Source organism: Stenotrophomonas sp. NPDC078853 (assembly GCF_044901215.1).
Lineage (GTDB): Bacteria > Pseudomonadota > Gammaproteobacteria > Xanthomonadales > Xanthomonadaceae > Stenotrophomonas > Stenotrophomonas lacuserhaii.
This window is the reverse complement of record NZ_JBJDOQ010000034.1, coordinates 3047-5841: the sequence shown is the minus strand read 5'-3', so window position 1 is coordinate 5841 and position 2795 is coordinate 3047. Positions and strand designations below refer to the sequence as shown.

Annotated in this window: 4 protein-coding genes; 1 reads left to right on the top strand and 3 read right to left on the bottom strand. The window is 60.8% G+C overall.

What is annotated here, in order from left to right; genetic code table 11:
• Window positions 1–84: 84 nt before the first annotated feature.
• Window positions 85–426 carry a DUF3653 domain-containing protein gene (locus tag ACI2JH_RS19660; protein ID WP_404684429.1) on the top strand — a complete coding sequence of 114 codons (342 nt, stop codon included), beginning with the start codon at window positions 85–87 and terminating at the stop codon, window positions 424–426.
• Window positions 427–578: 152 nt separating this feature from the next.
• On the opposite strand, the gene ACI2JH_RS19655 is transcribed toward ACI2JH_RS19660, so the two are convergent.
• From ACI2JH_RS19655 to ACI2JH_RS19645, 3 genes are all read right to left on the bottom strand, one after another.
• Window positions 579–1793, bottom strand: coding sequence for a zonular occludens toxin domain-containing protein (locus tag ACI2JH_RS19655; protein WP_404684430.1), 1215 nt, complete (start codon window positions 1791–1793; stop codon window positions 579–581).
• Window positions 1790–2074, bottom strand: coding sequence for a DUF2523 domain-containing protein (locus ACI2JH_RS19650; protein ID WP_404684431.1), 285 nt, complete (start codon window positions 2072–2074; stop codon window positions 1790–1792). Before ACI2JH_RS19650 ends, ACI2JH_RS19655 begins: the two co-directional genes overlap by 4 nt.
• Window positions 2074–2795 (bottom strand): virulence factor TspB C-terminal domain-related protein (locus ACI2JH_RS19645; RefSeq protein WP_404736995.1); only part of this gene is annotated, 722 nt, incomplete at its 5' end. The genes ACI2JH_RS19650 and ACI2JH_RS19645, both read right to left, overlap by 1 nt.

Here is a 2795-nt window from a genome sequence, read left to right as displayed (position 1 = left end):
TGTATATTATGTTCTGGAAGGTCCGCACGTGGCTGTCTCATCTGATGAGACAGACTCGTATGCCCCCGTTGTACCGGAGGCAGTATGCGTGATCGCAACCTAACCGGCCCATGGGCCGGTTTTGCGTTCAAAGGTGGACGACTTGTGACGCCCGAAGGCCGGGAGCTGGAGCCACAGGATCTGGCATGGCTTGGACTCACCGCCGCCCTGGCGCAGGAATGGCGAAAGATGATGGCAGCGGCGCGTTGCTCGAGCAGACCCAGCCGGAAAGCATTGCCGGACAAGGTTGCTGAGGTTGTGGATCTCCGATCGGTGATCCGCGGGAGAACTGAAAAACCCGTCTACCGGGTGTTGGCTGGTTCCGACGCCGAACCCACCAACGTAGTCCACCTACGACGTGGGCCTAAGCCACGAAAGCGCGTGTGAGGCGTGATGCGCAGGGGCAATGCCCCTGCACCCCATCAATCACTCCGGTTGCGGCCCTGACGGGCATACACGCGGTCCATCCAGCGAGCTACCCAGTAGTTGATGCTGAAATATCTGCTCATGGCCGGAGTGTACCAACGTGGGCGCGAAAATCACCCACCACCGTACCGGTTCTGAGTAGATTCGGGGAACGTACCCATCGCACGCTCACCAACACCGATCAGCGCGCCCGCAGGAACGCCCACAGGGACACCGGGGGCAACCTGCTGCACACCCACGCTACCGGACGCGGGAGCGGCCTGCTGCTGCGCAGGCTCCCGATACGGGTTGTATTGAGGCCCCTGTAGCGCGATGGCAATACACATATCCATCGGAAGCCGGTACTTGGTGCCTTGCTCGGTGATGCACGAACAGGTGCGATCCACATCGGTGCCGGACGACATGCAGTAAAGCTCCGGCTTGGCGACGGGACGACGATCATCATAGGCCGGCGCTGACCATGGCTGGAACTCGACACGTGGCTTGTGCAGATCCACATACTCTTCCCGAGAACGGGGGGCGGCAGGCGGCGAGCCCGCGCCCAAGGGCGCCAGGGCAACACCGCCCGCCTTCGCCCCCTCCCCCTCCATTGTCTCTTTGCCCTTGTACTGCTGTGGCTTGATGACGAAGGCATAGATGCCCCACAACGCCAGCACCAGAAAAACGAAGACCGACAGCCCCTGCCAAACGCGCGCAGGCACTTTGAACTTGTGGCTGGCGGTGTGCATGGTGGAACTTTTGTAACGCTTGTACAGGTGCTTCGGGTAGGCCCATATCTCTTCCTCGGCCTTCTCACGCATCTTTTCGTCGTAGGGGTCCGACTGCACGCGGGACCACGTGAGCACACCGGCACGCTGCATGCCGAACGCACGATTCATGTGCGTGTGCGATCCGATCAACGTGCGGACCTGATGATGGATCTTGCTCGGCCACTGCGTTACGAAAACAAGATCAACGCCGCGATGGCGATGGGTCGACATCGCGCGGATGCGCGGATCATCGGACTCACCCGGCTTACCCGTAGACGGGAACAGGTAGCCGTAGCGCTCAAGTCCAGGCGTCTTGCCATCCGAGTGCGCTTCGTCGTACAGCACGTAAGCGCCATCCGGCAGCTTGGTCCAATCATTGTGCTCAGGGATCTTCTCAACCCATGGGAACGCGTCGGGATTCTCATCCAACGTAGCGCCTGCCATGTTCGTGTAGAACCTGCGCGGCTGCGCTTTACCTTCCTTGACGGCCTGCTGATTTTCCAGATACGCCTGCTCCATCATGTAGAGCGCGCGGAGCGACTTGCCGTTACCCGGTTGCCCGGAAATCAGATACATCATTTCGTAGCTGCCTTCTGAACTGCGACCTTGCCCGCGTCGATCACCACGCGCGTGACGATGGCCGATCCAATGATGGTGATCGCCTCCCCTGCCCCGGACAGCAACATGACATTAGCCAAGTCGGCCCCCATGCCGTTGAACTTCTGAACGATCAGGTTCAATGCAGTTCTGACCAACGGAAGAAGTGCCGCGCCCGTTGCAAGACCAAGACCGGCACCCGTCAACACACGTGCCAGGGCATTGCCGAGAAGAGATGTTAGGAACGCTGCTAACCAAGGCATTACTTACGCACTCCCGAGACGATAATTGCGGCGGAAATAGTCGCGCACAGCAGCAACAATCCACGGATCATCACAGCAAAATCGCAGAGCGGCTGGAACGAAAGTTCAATGGTTGTAGATACGCTACCCACGCCAATAGACAGCGACTTCGCAGCAGGACAGGAGCCACCACCGAGGCCGCTACTCCACTGACCCAGCGGCGACGAAGGGATGGCGGCTTCACCAATCGGCATCGGAACATCGCCGGGATAGACGGGATCAGTGCCGGGTTCCGTGCCACTGCCATCCCCGTCACCGTCGCCACCACCGTCGCCATCACCATCACCGTCGCCGTCACCATCGCCATCGCCACTCCCGCCATCGCCACCACCGCCCGGGTCACCGCCGTTGTCGCCGCCACCGTTGTCGCCGCCACCGTTATCGCCATCACCACCGCCGGTCTCACCACCGGTGCCGCCGCCATCCTCTCCACCCGTGTTGTCAGACGGCTCGGGTTCGGGCATCTCATCCTTCTTGCACGTAGCACCAGTGGGATCGAATGCGAAACCATTGGGCGACGACGCGTCCAGGGCACTGCTATACGCACAGCCCTCGTAACACACCTGCGACCCGCCGCCGCCCTGACTTTTCCAACCAATCTCCGGCGCACGCGCCGAACAAGACGCGCCATATACGGTCGTGTGACTCTGATCACGGGCTATATCACCGGATTGCCCTTGAC

Coding starts and splice junctions, on each gene's coding strand:
- ACI2JH_RS19650 (WP_404684431.1), bottom strand. CDS start 2,074: ATGCCTTGGTTAGCAGCGTTCCTAACATCTCTTCTCGGCAATGCCCTG.
- ACI2JH_RS19660 (WP_404684429.1), top strand. CDS start 85: ATGCGTGATCGCAACCTAACCGGCCCATGGGCCGGTTTTGCGTTCAAA.
- ACI2JH_RS19655 (WP_404684430.1), bottom strand. CDS start 1,793: ATGATGTATCTGATTTCCGGGCAACCGGGTAACGGCAAGTCGCTCCGC.